Genomic DNA, 12,055 nt, shown 5'->3' with positions numbered 1-12,055 from the left:
ACGTCAAGTGGCACCTGATGACGAACCGTCAAACATGTCCCGAGACCACACACAGCCACGTTCCTCGGCCCAACGGCGGTAGATCCTCTGCTCGAGTGCGTAGCGGCGCAGTGTGCTGGGGCTGACTGGCTGACCGCGGGTGCCGAAGACGCCGTCGTTGGCGAGGTTTTGGGAGAGTTCCTCAAAGGCCGCCGATCCCTTCGGCTCCCGGCCGTGTGTGTTCACGTAGTGGATGTAGGCGAGGAAGTACTGGTCCGGGACGGTCAGCGGCTGTGGTTCCGTCGCGGTGGTGGTGTTGTGGGCCTCCGTTTGGAGGGGAACGTCAACAGTGGAACGCCGTTGCTGAGACGGGACCGGCGCGGGGTGCGGGCTGGGTGCCGACTGCTCCCCCACGGGCTTCTGGGTCTGTGGGGCGGGCGCCACTGTCACGTCGGTGTCGGGCGTCTCGGCCGGCGGGGGCGCGTCGACCTCCGCAGGGAGCAGGCCGGTCTCAGGAGCGTCCAGGCCGTGACGCTCGCGCAGGTACTCCGAGAAGGCCACGGCGTCGGGGCTGGAGCCGAACTCGGCAACGTACGCCTGGGCGACCTGCTCGTAGAACCGGGCCCAGTCCTCCTGTGACGCTTCCTCGGCCTCGGCTCCCTCCACGGCCTGTTCCTGAAGCGCTTCCGGCTCGCGGCTCACCTGCTCGTCCTGGCCACGGGGGACGTAGGCGGCGAGGAGTGCGGCAAGCTGCTGCTCAGGCAGAGGGCTCAGAACACGCAGGGCATGCAGCGGGTCTACCGGCACGCCCACCGTGAGGGCCTGATCACCCCAGACGTCCACCGGGTGCTGTCCGGCACCGTGGGCGCGCAGGCCATGCACGATTTGCTCGGCGTTCCGGCACACCGGCTGTGGTCGGCCGCGGTCCATCAGCACGCGGTGCTCGCCGGGCCGCACGCGGACTCTATGAACCGGCTGATCAAGCAGGAATTCGGGATGGGTAAAGCCGACCGGCAGCGGGTCAGCGATCGGCTGGCGCCCATGGCACTGTCGGACTACCGCAGCCAGGAGGGCATCGAGCAGCCCCTGCGAACCTTCGGCAACGGCGGCACCATCACCGACACCGTGTGGAAGCAGCCGTGGGAGATGACCAAGGGCGAGGACACGTTCGAGGTTCTCGACGACATCCTCGAGCGCGCTCTGGCCGGCGAGACGGGCGCCATGGCGGAGCTGACCGTATTGGGCGGCACCGCAGCGATCCTCGACGGCTACATCACCCGGGACCGCGGCTCGAAGGAGGGCACCGACCGCGAGGCACGCAAGGCGCCCTTCCGGGCGACACCGGTAAAGCTGCTCGATCTGCTGGCCCGGACCGCCGGGGGGCTGCGAATGCTGCACTCCATCGCCAGCGCCCACGTCGCCGCCGACCCGGCCGTACCTGGTCCACGACGGCGAGCCCATGCTCGACAAGGCCGACCAGCAGATGATCATCGACTACGAGTGGGACCTCGTCCACGCTGCGGACCCAGCTCAGGCACTGGAGACCATCGCCAAGAACCGCGCCGAGGCCAGCGCCAAGTCGGGGGGCAAAAACCAGGAGCCCGAGGCGGAGGATGTGCGCCTGCGCCGGGCCCTCGAGCAGGGCATCACCTCAGCCGCCAAGGCCGCGCGGGCCCTGGCCCGCATGAGCCAGAAGCGCGGCAACCAGGTATTCGGCACCTTCGATACAGTCCAAGGCCAGCGCGAGCAGCTGGGCCAGCTCTCCGAGATCCTCACGAAATTCGGGCCCGTCGACACTTCCCTCTTCGTGTTCGACGAGGACGACGAGGACGACGAGGACACCGAATGAGCGCCGGTCTCACGCTGCCCGCGCAGATCGGCCGGGCCCTGCGGCCGGTGCTGCGCCTGGTGGGCCCGGTGCTCGACGACAGCGTGGTCCAGCGCGGCGACACCCGCTCGCCAGTGGTGGTGTGCCCGGCCCGGCCGGATGCGGTACGCCGCCGGGTGGCGGCCGCCTGCGCAGTGTATGTCGCGTGGGACAGCCGCCGTGGGTGTCAGTACGTGGGCAGCGTGTGCCGCCAGGGCGCCAGCGCGGTCGGCGACCGGCTGGCCGAGCACTACGCGCACCCCACGACCGGCGCGGACCGGCGGGGGCCTGGTCTTTACTGACCATCCTGCCGCTGGCCGACCAGAGCGCCCTGGAGGTGGTGCGCAACGCCGAGGGGTGGACGGCCCGGCTGCTGAACCCGGCGGACGGATCCGCACACCCGCGCGTCGACCTCGCGCAGACACCCGCCGCGCTGGCCTTCAACTTCGGCCGACAGGCGCAGTTCAGTCCCGACAGAACGGGGACGAACGCCGGGACGGCCTAGCGGCAGGTCGGAAGGCATGAGCTGCCCCGGGTGCCCACGGCATCCGGGACCGCAGCGGGATGCAGGTACGCACAACCCTCCTGCCCCGCTGGGCCGGGGGCCGGCCGTGGCCCAGGACGAGCATGCCGAGGGCCGCGGTTCTTTGTGGGTGCGTGAAAGGGCCCGCTGCCCGTCCCGCGCCCGTGCCCGTGCCCGTGCCATTCTGGCCGGTTGGCCAGAAAGCGAGAGGAAGTGGCAAGGACATGGTGGCGCATAGATTCGAGGCCTGGCCCGCACGGGTCGTCACGGCGGTGGCCGGTGTGCTCGGCGACACCGCACAGGGGCTGACCGGACGCGAGATCGGGCAGCTGCTGGCGGCCGTGCGGGTGCCGGACGCGGAGGGTGGCAACAAGCGGGACTGGCTGGCCGCGGCGCTGCTGACGCAGCAGGCACGCCAGCGGGCGGCCAACTGCATGATCGCGTTCATCAACGCAGCGATGGCCGTAGCAAGGCTGTTCGGGACCGATCCAACTCAGCCTGGAAGCTCTCTGACTGAGCCATGGAGCCCGTTGATTCCATGAGGAAGCACGCCAGGTGGTCGCGCCGCGATCCCCATGGTTCGGCCGACTGCATCTGAGCGACCAGCACAGCGGCGGCGAGTGAGCTCAGCAGAAGATCATCCATGAGAGCCCCCGTTGCACATGCCTGCCAGACACCGCAGATAGCGTAGAGGGGAGGCTACTGCCCATAGAGGCTCGGTGGTCGTCCTTCTTGGCCTTGCCCAGAGCTCGTCGCGCAAAAGGCCGAGGCCGCGGGGTCAGTGTTCAGGTTCCACCGAGGACGGGCTGGCTGCTGGCCCGGAGCGCACCGGGAACGACTGCCCGGCACCGCAGCGCGTGAGAGCTGAGCGCTCGCTGAGTGGTCGGCGCGGAGCGGCCACCACTCCACGCGGCCAGGCTGGTACAGCGCGGAGCGCTGCACCAGCCACCCACCCCGACCCGCACTGCGCCCCCGCAACCCCACCCGAAAAAGAGAGACCCGGCACGCCCCACACAAGCCGCACGGGGGCTTACAGGCCCACCCACTCCGCGCCCCAGCCCTGACGCTCACCCAGCCGACCGACGAACCACAGCCGCTGCCGTCACACCCGGGGCGGAGGTCCTCTGCCACGAACAAGGGGCTCCGCACCCATACGGATGCGGAGCCCCGGGCCTCTTCCTGTCGTGGCCCAGCACCGACGCTAGGTGACGTACCGCCAGACCACACGCAGAGCAAAACTTCGGCGGCGGCAGAGGCCCGACCGAGGTCACACCGGCCGGCAGCCGGTCAGTCGTGCTGTGGGCGCCAGCGCTCCGCCTGTCGGACCGCGCTCATGGCAGCCCAGGCCGCCACCACCAAGGCCAACACGGCGAGGACAGCGACCACCGCGGTCAGGAGTTGGGGCGGCAGTTCCCCGTCCCGCGGCGGGGTGGTGTAGGGGAGCGTGACCCAGACCGCGCTTACCGCGCCCAGTGCTGCCGCCGCGCACAGCGGCGCGGCAAGGGTCCAGGCCGCCACCGTCGCGTACACACGCCGGCTCCCGCTCAGCACGGACACCGGGGCGATGGAACGAGCGAAGCGAAGGACTTCGGCGAGACTGTTCAGTGCCGCGGCCAAGGCCACCAGCGCAACCCCTGTGGTGCCCAGCAGTGTCACCCAACGCAGCTGGGCGGACAGGAGAGCGGCGCCCCCGACCCAGCTCTGCCCCACAGCCTCTATCAGGGCACTGGGCCCGAGGACGGCCAGGGTGTCACGCTTCAGTGTCCCCAACGGCAGGTCTTTGCCCTGTGGGGAGTACACCACCAGCATGGCTCCCCGGTGCGCCGCGACGGAGCCGCGGGTCACCCCGACCGTCGTCGCGGACGGCGGCAGTAGCGCACGCAAGGCTGGTGTGGCCCCCGTCAGAGGAACGGTTCGGGCGCCTCGGCCACCTGGGCAGGGAAGGCCCAGCCCCTTCAGGGCCGAGCAGCTCCCTCGGACCGTGACGGCTTGCCCGGCCTGCGCGCGACCGTCGCGGCTCTCCCGTACCTCGCCCCCGCCGTTCGCGACTCCCAGACTGGAGTCGATCACCGCTACCTCGGCACCGTGAGGCACCTTCTGCAGCCAGGTGTCGATCCGACCCTCGACGCCACGCGGCGCCTGGAGTGTGAGCACGCTGTGCCCGAAGTGTTGCCGCAGGGCCAAAGCGCCCTGGACGGAGGCACTGTGCATGCTCGGGTAGACCTGCACCATGCTCAGCAGTCCCATTGCGATGACCACCCCCGCCACCAGGCGCGACAGATAGCCGGGACGCCCCTGGGTCCAGCGGCCCGCGAGGAGGGCTCCCGGATATCCGCGGCGTCGCCCCAGTGCGGTCAACGCGCGGCCGGCCGTGGACAGCAGTAGAGCGATGGCCGCCGGCAGGGTCGCCAATGCCCCGACCGTGCCCAGCAGCGACACCAGAGCCAGGGTGGGGGTGGCCCCATACGTCAGGAGTGCCGTCGGCGACCAGGCCAGAATTCCCAGGAAGACCGGACACAAGCCGGCCGACACCTTCACCAGACGCCCGCGGCGCTCACCTCTCGGCCTGGTGGACCGGCCGGGTCCCGACCGTTGGTGCATCAGCACCACCACGGCGACGAGCAACAACGGCGCGGCCAGCAGCGCACAGGCCAACTGCCAGACGTACGCCTGCATGTCCTCAGCCGCCAGCACGTAGCCGACCCAGGGGATGCGTACGTCAGTCGCCAGGACCACTCCCAGCACCGGCAGCGTCAGCGCCGTGCCGAGCAGCAATGCGGGGGCGGCCTCGCCCGCGCTCAGCATGGCCAGTTGGCGGCGTGAGCCTCCCAACGCCCCGAGAAGGGCCGTTCGGCGGTCACGGCCCGCAGCGCCCAGCCGGGCGGCCACCACCACGAACAGGCCCGCCGGCAGCCCGAGTGCTGCGATCAGCAGGTTCATGAAGACCGACAACGGGCGCACCGTGGCGATGTCCCCCATGCCCGCGGCGCCCGAGGTCCCAAAGCCGGTGGCGAGCATGGCGTGTTCGACCGTCAGCTCTCCCTTGGCCGGTCGCGCGTACGCAAAGCGCTCACCCGGGCTTGCCAGACCCTCCGGGCGAATCCGGCCCACGTCACGCCCGTACCTGTCGCCGACGCCGTCGGCCGCCAACGCGGGCGAAAGCAGCGCCTGACCGGGGGCCGGCCAGCGTTCGATACCGGGAGGCACCGGGGCGTCGGCGCGCTGCGGCTCCACAAAAATGACTTGCACCTGACGGTCGTGAACGTCGTCCAAGTGCTGCTGCAACAGCAAGGGAGCCTGTTTCGGCCCCTGCCCCTCGCGAAGGTGCAGTACGGGAGTGCGGGCCGCCCCACGCTCAGTGCGCTGCGCATAAGTTGCCTGAGCCGCCACCGCTGTCAGCAGCGTCACTGCAAGCACCATCGTGGCGGCGGCCAGCGCCACGAACCGGATACGGCCATCGACGGAGCCCCGCCCCGCGGCACGCCCCATGCGCAGCAGTTGGCGTCCCAGCGAGCTGCCGGGCCTCACCGCGCGCCCCGCAGGACCGGTTCGCCGTGCTCGACGAGCAGCCCGTCGTGCAGGGAGAACCTGAGGTCGGCGCGTGCCGCCACGGACTCGTCGTGGGTGACCACCAGGAGCGCGCATCCCCACCGTTCAGGCAGTGAGAACAACAGATCGGCCACGGCTTCCCGGTTCTGTCCGTCCAGCGAGCCGGTGGGTTCGTCGGCCAGCAGCAGGGTGGGCCGGTTCACCAGCGCCCGTGCCACTGCGGCCCGTTGCCGCTCGCCACCGGACAGCTCTGCGGTCGGAGTGTCTTCCGCAGGCACCCCGAGGTCTGTGAGCAGCCGCTGCGCACGGCCGAAGGCCTCACTGCGCTTGGCCCCTGCCAGAAGCGCCGCGAGCGCGACGTTCTCCACGGGTGTCAGCTCAGGCAGCAGCTCGCCGAACTGAAACACCATGCCCACGGTGTCGCGCCGATGTCTGGCGAGTCTTCGTGGATTCATGCGAGTGAGATCCGCGCCGGAAACCCGGACCTCGCCGGATTCGCAACGGATCAGTCCCAGAACACAGTTGAGCAGAGTGCTCTTTCCTGTCCCGCTGGGCCCTGTCACCGCCGCCGACCGCCCGGCCGGGAGGGTGAGGTTCACTCCGTCGAGCAGCGGTCTGCCCGCCACGGAATAGCGAAGTGCGCGGACTTCGAGAACTGGGGTCAATTGCATCGCACGGTCTCTCTTCAGCCGTTCCATCGCGAACGCCACGGCACATGGTGGGCGCGACAATGGGGCCCGCGGTGGCGGACCCCATCAGAAATCCACTCAGTGGTCCATCGCAACCCACACAGAGCAGTCATCGGGATTGGCGATCTGCGACTCGCAGATCTTCGCCTTGATGACCCAGCTTCCGTTGTCGGAGTAGGTCTCGGTGCCGCCGCCGTTCTTGTTCCACAGCGACCGGAGGGTGCCGGAGCTCGCCGAGCGGTAGTACTGGGCGTAGACCGGGTTGTAGTCCGACACGTCGTCCCAGGCCCCGACCACGACGTCGTTCGCCGTCCCGAGGTTGTTGTAGACCCGGGCCTGCCCAGTGCCGGAGAGCGTCGCCGTCTGGTAGGCGAACGCCGGAGCGGCACCGAGGAGCACGACAGCCCCGAGAGTCGATGCGGCAAAGTACCCGTTCAGGACACCGGGATGCCAGAGAGCAGATGATGGAAACGATGCACCAAGAAAATGCCCCGGGCGCGACCCTCGGTGGCGACCATCTCCTCCACGCGGAGGCATGGACCTTAACCATGCGCTAGAAGACCCCAGGTGACGGGCCATCATCGAGCCCGACTCGCCCGCCAAGTAAGCCGCAGACTCCAACTCCTGTTCCGTCAGCAAGAGGAACTCCGGCGCATCCACAGCATCCCTACAACCAGTAGGAAACCGTCGCAATTCCCTCACGCAAGGTTGCCCCTGCCCCTCAGATGGCGACCAACAATCAATGATTGAACTGACGTTGACCGCTGAGTGAACTAACGGTGATCAACATTGGCGCGCCGATACTGCGTCAGCCGTACGCGAATGTCAACCCGCCGACGTGCAACGTGGGTTATGCCGGGGCGGACCACCGAAAAGCTTTCAAAACCTTCCAGGTCGATCGGCGACCAGAACCGCACATCACCGAGGATGTCCGCAATTCACACCTACGCGACCGGATCGTCTACCCGAACCTTCGCTCCTCCTTGCCCACTCCCCCAGGGGCCCTCGACGCGTACCGGCGAGGACAAAACACGGGCAGCACGGAGCGAGTGAGCGGGACGCAGAGCGGCCCCGGAACGGATACCCCGCACCGCAGCGCGTGAGAGCGCGAAACGCTCGCCCCAGCCGCCCACCCCGGCCCGCGCTGCGCCCCCGCCCCCACCCGAAAGTGAGACCCGGCACGCCTCACAAAAGCCCGCACACGGCTCTCAAGGCCCACCCGCTGCTGAGCCCCGCCCTCGCTTGCGCCCATGCCTGCGAGGGGAACCACAGCCGAGCCTCCCAGGCCCCGTGAGCAGAGGACTGCCCGTCACGGACAAGGGCTCCGCACCCGTGCGGATGCGGAGCCCAGGGCCTCTCCCTGCCATCGCCCACCACCGACGCTAAGTGACGTACCGCCAGGCCCCACGGCAAGCAGACCTCGCCAGCCGTAGTTGCCTTCCTCCTCAGAACGGGTGCCGGCTGCCTCGTCGACCGTCGTAGGAGAGGCGATCAGTTCCTGGGCAGGCACTCGCACGTCGGGGCTCAGGTAGCGGATGTCGGCTCCCTCGGGCGGTACTCCGGTCTCCCGTCCGATCGGGTGCCGGAGGCTTCCTCCTGTTCGCCAGCCCATCGCTCGTCTCCCCGGACTGTTGCCAGCTGGATCCTGACCCACCCCGACACGCTTCCGGAGAAGGAGCGGCTGAAGCTCAAGTCCGTGCTGGCTGGCTGCCTCGAACTGGACGCCCTCGCCGGGCACGTCCGCTCCTTCGGGCAGATACTCACCCAGCTCCGGGGAGAGCGGCTCCCCGAATGGATCGCGGCGGTCCGAGCCGACGACCTACCCAGCTTGCACACCTTTACCAACGGCCTCGAACGCGACCTCGCAGCCGTCACCGCCGGCCTGACCTTGCCCTGGAGCTCAGGCATCGTGGAAAGCCACGTCAACCGCATCAAGGTGATCAAGCGGCAGATGTACGGACGCGCTGGCTTCAAGCTCCTGCAAAAACGGGTACTGCTTGCCTCCTGACCTCGCTGTCGGTGGCCAGTGCGAGGATCCCCCAGACGGCCACGCGAGGAGAGCGACATGGGCACCTGGGACATCGGCCCCTTCGACAACGACACCGCCGCCGACTTCGCCGGTGACCTGGACGAGGCAGCACTGGAAGATCGCGAAACCATGATCCGGGGCGTACTCACGCGTGCCGCCGGGCCTACGGACATCCTGGGTATCTACGACGGCGAGCGAGCCGTGGGCGCGGCGGCCCTGGTCGTCGCCCAGCATCCTGACGGCGATCGGGCGTGTTCGAACTATGGCCCATCACAGCCGCTACCGGAGTTGCCTGCAGACCTTCGAATGCTCGCCGTCGACGCCCTGGACCAAGTGGTCTCCAACCGGTCTGAACTCGCCGAGCTGTGGGCCGAAGCTGCGAACTGGTCGAAGTGGCGCCAGGACATCACCCGCCTCCGCGACGTCCTGGACCCTCCAATCCCGCCCCAAGAGGAAGCCCTGTTCGACATCTGATCGGCGCCCCACAGACACGGACCACAGAACTTGAGCCAGAACCCGGGGACGGGAGTCGTTTGTCGACGGCTTCGGGAGTCACGGAGTGGGCCCGTCGCATGATCGATGTCAATGAGTGTGGGAGTCACCGACGGCCGGGCGGGCGGTTGGGGGCCCTTGGCGAAGGCCCCGAGCCGCCTCTGTCTCCCGCTCGATGCGGCGCGCCTCCCCCGTGCGGCGGAGGCGCTCCTCCATCCGGCCGACGCCTCGTCCGCGCCCCGGCTCGTAGCGTCGAGGGCATGCGATCCGAACCCGGGAAAACTCTCCTTCGCTGGGCATACGCGGCCGTCGCCTGGCTCGTGTTGAGCTTCGTGTGGCACGTGCAGATGGGCGTCATGTACGAAGACACGATGGGTCCCGACGACGGCACTCCGGTGTGGCTCTTCCTCTCCTACGACGCCCTCATTGTCCTGATGTCGGTTGTCGGAGTCGTGTGCGTGCTGGCCACGGTCCAACCGTGGGGCCGGCGTGCACCGTCCTGGCTGGTGCGCGCGCCCTTGTGGATCGGCTGCGCGGTACTGACGATGCGGGGCGTGCCCGGCCTCGTCGAGAACGTCACCACGGCGACGGGGCTCACTCCGCACGGCCTGCTCGGGATGGAGAAGGAGGCAGTTGACACGGGGTCATGGGACTTCTGGAAGACCATGGTGATCAACGGCTACTTCTTCCTCGGCGCGATACTCCTTGTCCCGGCCACCGTGCTGTCCCGCCGGAGTCGACGCACCGCGAAGGCAACACGAACGCTGGATGCAGCGCGGCCCGCCAAGACGCACTCCCAGGGCGTGATCAAGTTCCGTTGAGGTCGGGCTTGCAGGTGATGCCCAGGATGGGGAGGGCTCGTTCGGGTTGGTCGCGGATGGCGCGGGTGGTCTTGGCGATGTTGGCCGCTCCGAGGGTTTTGCAGGCTCCGATTGCGAGGTTGCGGAGGGTGGCCATGACGTGGGGTGTGTTGCGTGCACAAAAGGCGCCCTGGGACCGAGCGGTTCCCGGGCGCCTTCGGCGACTTGCGGAGCAGGAAGGGCGGACCGTCACCCTCCGTCTATGCCGGTCCGTACTGCACCGGCGAGGGCTACGCGTACTGGACGGCCCACAGGTTGCTGTTCTTCTTCACCGGAGCCACGAGGTTGCTCTTCTTCCAATAGACCTTCTTCTTGCAGGAAGTGGTCGAGGGTACCCACCGCCACTTGGTCACGCTGAAGCCCTTGGCCTCGTGGTACATCATCAACCGGCCACGGGACTTGCCCGCCTTGTTCTTGACCTTGGCGGAGTAGGTCCAGGTGTCCGACTTGGACCAGGTCTTGCCGACAGAGACGCTGAAGGAGGTGGATGCCTTGGAGAAGACGACGCCGGCCTCGGCGCCGAGGGTCGCAGTCCCCGTCGCGGTCACGGAACCGGTCTTGTTCTTGGCGTACGAAATGGTCACACCGGGCCTCGCCCAGTCGCTGTGCACCTGAGTGGTACGCCAGACGGTCTTCTTGTTACCGATCGAGTACTGCGTCGTGTCGTCGCAGTTCGGTGCCGCCGAGGCGGGGGCCGCCGCCCCGGCCACGAGACCGACGCCGATCAGGGCGGCGGAGATGGTGGTACTGACAAGGCGCTTCACGCATGTCCTCCTGATGCTGGGGTTCTATATCGGTGGCGCACACGGCAAGTTCTGGGTGAACGCCGTGACCACATACGCAACTTGATGGGCACTTGAGGTTGACGGTGACGGAGTGCGGGTGAGGCGACGCAGTGGGCGGACCTGTGGTCGGATCTGCCTGATCAGGGCGTTCCGACATCTTGCCGTTGGCAACGTAACGCAGATGAGCAATAACTCGTGGTAGTGCAGTATCGGGTCGAACGCCGCGTCCCGCCCCCTGGCCAAGGAGCTCGACTGCGCCGAACAGACCGAGCTCCCCGTCAAGGTTCCGGACGCCCCGCCCGGATGACACCGAGGCCCCGGTGCCCACGCGGATCGCACCGCGCACGCACCGGGGCCCTATCACTCAGCCATACTTCTTCGGCCGGTAGGCGTCGTACTGGTCCGCGCCGAGGCCGTAGCTGCGCACGCTCCGATCGGTGCCGTAGCCGCCGCGCTGCTCGTAGGCTACGTACGACCTGTGGGCGCCGCTCGTCCACTTGACGAAGATGACGACGTGTCGCGTGGTGTTCGAGCCGTTCGCGTCGATGACCAGGTCGCCCTTGCGCAGGGACGACATCTTGATCTTCCGCGTGTACCTGCTGGACGTCAGGCCCACCGTGTTCGTCCCCGGCTTCGCGAGCTTCAGGGCCATGCTGACGTACCCGGAGCAGTCGGTGCGGTAGCCGCCGAAGGTCCTGCTCTGGCTGTACGGGACCCGCTTGCCATGGTTCGCCGTCAGCCAGCTCTTCGCGCGCGAGAGAGTGGTGTTGCGGCTGTACGCCTTCGCCGCTCCGACTTCTCCGTTTTCACTCTGCACAGCGGCTACGCGCGCCGGTCCCGGCACCTGTGTCTGCGCCTCCGCCTGTGCCGTGAGCACTGGGGTGACGAGTGCTGCCGCCAGCCCAACGGGCATGAGGGTACGAGCAATTCGCTTCATGAGAGTCCTTGTGGAGGGTTGGTCGAACCCGCCGGGCACGCCTCGGCCACCGCTTTGCCCGACGGAGCGGAGGTTGCGGCAGCCGCTTGTCGATTTGCGTGAGAAAACTATCTGCAGAAATCGTGGACACATCAACACGTGGCGTTGGCAGGATCGTGCAAGCTGACGCCAGGAGCCTGCCAACGGGATACCAGCGAGGCGGCTCGTACGCGGACCGGTTCCGACGAACTACGGAACGCAACCCGCCGTGCGGGCATGACCGATTCGGGGAATGCCGTCGCGCCTGCGGCCCCACCCCTTCATCATGGGGTTCGATCAACTAAGCACTAGGGGATGCGTGTTGAG

At 68.2% G+C, this 12,055-nt stretch carries 12 protein-coding genes and 1 pseudogene; 7 read left to right on the top strand and 6 right to left on the bottom strand.

What is annotated here, in order from left to right:
* Positions 1-3: 3 nt before the first annotated feature.
* The gene (locus tag ACIBTU_RS09235) at positions 4-1,470 is read right to left on the bottom strand and encodes a hypothetical protein (protein WP_399125340.1); all 1,467 of its coding nucleotides are present in this window, start codon (positions 1,468-1,470) and stop codon (positions 4-6) included.
* Between ACIBTU_RS09235 and ACIBTU_RS09230 the strand changes: the two genes are divergently transcribed.
* From ACIBTU_RS09230 to ACIBTU_RS09215, 4 genes are all read left to right on the top strand, one after another.
* Positions 1,439-1,828, top strand: a complete 390-nt coding sequence (locus tag ACIBTU_RS09230; protein ID WP_399125339.1) for a hypothetical protein — start codon at positions 1,439-1,441, stop codon at positions 1,826-1,828. The genes ACIBTU_RS09235 and ACIBTU_RS09230 overlap by 32 nt on opposite strands.
* Complete coding sequence (locus ACIBTU_RS09225) at positions 1,825-2,148, top strand: hypothetical protein (protein WP_399125337.1); 324 nt, start codon at positions 1,825-1,827, stop codon at positions 2,146-2,148. The genes ACIBTU_RS09230 and ACIBTU_RS09225 overlap by 4 nt, the downstream gene beginning before the upstream one ends.
* A 38-nt stretch (positions 2,149-2,186) precedes the next feature.
* On the top strand, positions 2,187-2,351 hold the full coding sequence (locus tag ACIBTU_RS09220; protein ID WP_399125336.1) for a hypothetical protein: 165 nt from the start codon (positions 2,187-2,189) through the stop codon (positions 2,349-2,351).
* Positions 2,352-2,593: 242 nt separating this feature from the next.
* Positions 2,594-2,911: a hypothetical protein gene (locus tag ACIBTU_RS09215; RefSeq protein WP_399125335.1), complete on the top strand. Its 318-nt coding sequence runs from the start codon at positions 2,594-2,596 to the stop codon at positions 2,909-2,911.
* A gap of 745 nt (positions 2,912-3,656) precedes the next feature.
* Here the strand turns inward: ACIBTU_RS09215 and ACIBTU_RS09210 are convergent.
* From ACIBTU_RS09210 to ACIBTU_RS09200, 3 genes are all read right to left on the bottom strand, one after another.
* A complete protein-coding gene (locus ACIBTU_RS09210) occupies positions 3,657-5,810 on the bottom strand; it encodes a hypothetical protein (protein WP_399125334.1) in 2,154 nt (717 codons plus the stop codon).
* An 83-nt stretch (positions 5,811-5,893) separates the two neighbouring features.
* Positions 5,894-6,589 carry an ABC transporter ATP-binding protein gene (locus tag ACIBTU_RS09205; protein WP_399125387.1) on the bottom strand — a complete coding sequence of 232 codons (696 nt, stop codon included), beginning with the start codon at positions 6,587-6,589 and terminating at the stop codon, positions 5,894-5,896.
* A 96-nt stretch (positions 6,590-6,685) separates the two neighbouring features.
* Positions 6,686-7,006 carry a hypothetical protein gene (locus ACIBTU_RS09200; protein WP_399125333.1) on the bottom strand — a complete coding sequence of 107 codons (321 nt, stop codon included), beginning with the start codon at positions 7,004-7,006 and terminating at the stop codon, positions 6,686-6,688.
* A gap of 1,213 nt (positions 7,007-8,219) precedes the next feature.
* Between ACIBTU_RS09200 and ACIBTU_RS09195 the strand changes: the two are divergent.
* The 3 genes and pseudogenes from ACIBTU_RS09195 to ACIBTU_RS09185 all read left to right on the top strand — a co-directional run.
* Positions 8,220-8,615 (top strand): annotated as a pseudogene (locus tag ACIBTU_RS09195) (transposase); the annotation flags it as partial.
* Between the two features lie 57 nt (positions 8,616-8,672).
* A complete protein-coding gene (locus tag ACIBTU_RS09190) occupies positions 8,673-9,110 on the top strand; it encodes a DUF4259 domain-containing protein (RefSeq protein ID WP_399125332.1) in 438 nt (145 codons plus the stop codon).
* A gap of 278 nt (positions 9,111-9,388) precedes the next feature.
* The gene (locus tag ACIBTU_RS09185) at positions 9,389-9,949 is read left to right on the top strand and encodes a hypothetical protein (RefSeq protein WP_399125331.1); all 561 of its coding nucleotides are present in this window, start codon (positions 9,389-9,391) and stop codon (positions 9,947-9,949) included.
* Positions 9,950-10,218: 269 nt separating this feature from the next.
* Here ACIBTU_RS09185 and ACIBTU_RS09180 read toward each other — a convergent pair whose 3' ends face one another.
* Together ACIBTU_RS09180 and ACIBTU_RS09175 are read right to left on the bottom strand one after the other, a co-directional pair.
* Positions 10,219-10,752 (bottom strand): hypothetical protein, encoded by a 534-nt coding sequence (locus tag ACIBTU_RS09180; RefSeq protein WP_399125330.1) that lies wholly within the window; start codon positions 10,750-10,752, stop codon positions 10,219-10,221.
* Positions 10,753-11,137: 385 nt separating this feature from the next.
* The gene (locus ACIBTU_RS09175; RefSeq protein WP_399125329.1) at positions 11,138-11,590 is read right to left on the bottom strand and encodes an NlpC/P60 family protein; all 453 of its coding nucleotides are present in this window, start codon (positions 11,588-11,590) and stop codon (positions 11,138-11,140) included.
* Positions 11,591-12,055: the final 465 nt, after the last annotated feature.

The sequence above is a fragment of the Streptomyces sp. NPDC050145 genome (assembly GCF_044460245.1).
In the GTDB taxonomy this organism is placed as follows: domain Bacteria; phylum Actinomycetota; class Actinomycetes; order Streptomycetales; family Streptomycetaceae; genus Streptomyces.
This window is presented reverse-complemented; position numbering and strand designations above follow the sequence as displayed.

Coding starts and splice junctions, on each gene's coding strand:
- ACIBTU_RS09235 (WP_399125340.1), bottom strand. CDS start 1,470: ATGATCATCTGCTGGTCGGCCTTGTCGAGCATGGGCTCGCCGTCGTGG.
- ACIBTU_RS09205 (WP_399125387.1), bottom strand. CDS start 6,589: ATGCAATTGACCCCAGTTCTCGAAGTCCGCGCACTTCGCTATTCCGTG.
- ACIBTU_RS09215 (WP_399125335.1), top strand. CDS start 2,594: ATGGTGGCGCATAGATTCGAGGCCTGGCCCGCACGGGTCGTCACGGCG.
- ACIBTU_RS09230 (WP_399125339.1), top strand. CDS start 1,439: ATGCTCGACAAGGCCGACCAGCAGATGATCATCGACTACGAGTGGGAC.
- ACIBTU_RS09225 (WP_399125337.1), top strand. CDS start 1,825: ATGAGCGCCGGTCTCACGCTGCCCGCGCAGATCGGCCGGGCCCTGCGG.
- ACIBTU_RS09190 (WP_399125332.1), top strand. CDS start 8,673: ATGGGCACCTGGGACATCGGCCCCTTCGACAACGACACCGCCGCCGAC.
- ACIBTU_RS09185 (WP_399125331.1), top strand. CDS start 9,389: ATGCGATCCGAACCCGGGAAAACTCTCCTTCGCTGGGCATACGCGGCC.